The organism is Massilia mucilaginosa, assembly GCF_011682145.1.
Taxonomy (GTDB): Bacteria; Pseudomonadota; Gammaproteobacteria; order Burkholderiales; family Burkholderiaceae_D; genus Telluria_A; species Telluria_A mucilaginosa.
In genome coordinates, this window is sequence record NZ_WHJH01000128.1 from 1 (window position 1) to 2,161 (window position 2,161).

The following is a 2,161-nucleotide window of genomic DNA, read 5'->3' on the forward strand; positions in this document are numbered from 1 at the left end:
AACTGCCGCAGCGCCAGGCCGGTGCCGACATTGCCGATCTGTTGCCGTTCAACTTTACTGCTGTTTAACAGCCGCTTGCCCGTCGATTAGGGCAACGTCAAGGTGCGGTAGAAATCGCGCTTACCTTGTTTCGGCAGCGGCGATGTCGTCGCTCTTTACTTCAGCGAGCAGGAGTTCATCGATCACATTTTCGATGGCTCGTACTGGACCTATCCGCCCAATCCCGATTTCACTGGCCGCACTGTTCGAGGCACCCGCGTGTGGAATTCTGGTCAGCCATCTAACCGGATGGTCAATCCCAATGGAACAGTGACGCTCGGCGGGTCGTATCACTACAAAAGCTCTTGTAAAATCTGGAATGGCAGTAGCGGGACGGCCTGCGATCCCGGTTACGGTCAGGAATTCGATGACACCTGGTGGACGAGTAACTACCCGAATTCTGCGCAGATCAGCATCAAGGCTCCTGTCGCCGGGACCGGCACGCAGCAGTATTCGTCGCTCGATGAGGCTGTTGCGTCAATGTCTACAACCGACAAAGCTAAGGCGATCAATGCCGACACGCTGGCTAAGGTTGTCAACAGCGCATGGGCCAACGCCGCCGCCCAGCCGGGGTACAACGGCCTTCCCTATTTGGCTACGTCGCCGGTTACCGCTGCGGAGGTGCAGGCGTGGCAATTTGAGAACCCTGCGTTGAACCCGACGATTGGTGATCTGCTCGTGCCTGCAGTCGCTCCCGGCACAGGTCCTGTGCCTATCTCGCTTGATGCCGGCGGCTCAAGCAATCCGAATCCTAATCCGACGCCGGACCCTAATCCGACGCCGACGCCCGTCGGGTTGACGAATGTGAACGTGGTGAACGTGCCGACGGTGCGTGTCGATTGGGGCGCGGACCCGGGAGTGGCCGCGCCATCCATGGAAACGACGCCGACTGCTTCGGCGATCTTGTCGCCATTGTTAAACCTGATGCCGTCGCTTCGAAGTTTCGTTGTGCCTTCGCACAGTTCGGTTTGTCCGAAGCCCTCTTTCAGCATTTTCGAAAAACAGATTGTCATGGAGTCGCACTGCGCGGTGCTCGATGACTCCAAGTCCACGTTGTACGCCGTCATGGCCTTCGTCTGGATGATGTTGGGCGCTTTCATCATTCTCAGAGCCTAAGGGGGCGTTATGTGGGTTCTTCTGCTAGCTGCCGTCAACACCGTAGTCGGATTCGTCTTCCGTTCGGTGATGGTCAAGTTTGTCGTCTTCTTCGCGTTGTTCTTCATCGTGACCGAGTTCCTGTCGCTGCTCACGCCGCTGTTGCCAGACGCTTCCGGGCTGTCAGGTTCGCTCGGTGGAATACCGTCCAACGTCTGGTATTTCCTCGATCTGTTCAACGTGACCGCTGGCATACCGATCCTGTTGTCCGCGTATGTCACCCGTTTTGTAATCCGTCGTATTCCTGTGATCGGTTAACTATGTGTCCTCATCTTCAAGAATCGTTCGAATGCGTAGCCGCACTTACATCCATCGGTCACGCGGTTGTACCCATGTGGTTCGTTGCTGTCTCTGTCGCAGTGTACGAGCTCTCGGCTTTTTTAACACGTCAGTTGATCGCTAAGGCAGGTAAGCATGCCAATTAACGTCTACACGGGCCTCATGAGGTCAGGCAAGAGCTACGAGGTGGTTTCTGAGGTCGTAGTGCCCGCGATCCGGGAGGGGCGCCGCGTTGTGACCAATATTGATGGCATATCTCAGGAAAAGATACACGCCTATCTTAAAGTGAAGAATCCCGGCGACGACGAGGCTAAGTATGGGCTTGTCGTCCACGTCGATAACGCCAAGGTATTCGAGCCAGATTTCTTTCCGTACTACGACGACCAGAAAGGCGCGCACACTGATACTACTGTGCAGCCCGGCGACCTTGTTTGCATTGATGAGGCTTGGAGGTTCTGGGGCACCACTGACTGTAAGATTCACAAAAATCATCGATCGTTTTTCCTTGAGCACGGTCACTTCATCCACCCCGACACGAAGATTGCTTGCGACCTGGTGCTGATGATTCAAGAGTAAGCGGTCTATTTACCCCACCTTCCATTGCTAATTTTCGGCATCCAGAATCGGTACTCCATCAACTCAGGAGTCACGAACATGCAAGAGCCAACGAAGCACGAACTCTGGCCGG

The 2,161-nt window shown here is 55.3% G+C and carries 3 protein-coding genes; all 3 read left to right on the plus strand.

Features of this window, described 5'->3' with window-relative positions:
• The first annotated feature begins 288 nt into the window (after positions 1–288).
• The gene (locus F2P45_RS34020) at positions 289–1,155 is read left to right on the plus strand and encodes a hypothetical protein (protein WP_166882627.1); all 867 of its coding nucleotides are present in this window, start codon (positions 289–291) and stop codon (positions 1,153–1,155) included.
• Positions 1,156–1,164: 9 nt separating this feature from the next.
• Positions 1,165–1,452 (plus strand): DUF2523 family protein, encoded by a 288-nt coding sequence (locus F2P45_RS34025; protein ID WP_166882628.1) that lies wholly within the window; start codon positions 1,165–1,167, stop codon positions 1,450–1,452.
• A 156-nt stretch (positions 1,453–1,608) separates the two neighbouring features.
• On the plus strand, positions 1,609–2,049 hold the full coding sequence (locus F2P45_RS34030) for a zonular occludens toxin domain-containing protein (RefSeq protein ID WP_166882629.1): 441 nt from the start codon (positions 1,609–1,611) through the stop codon (positions 2,047–2,049).
• Positions 2,050–2,161: the final 112 nt, after the last annotated feature.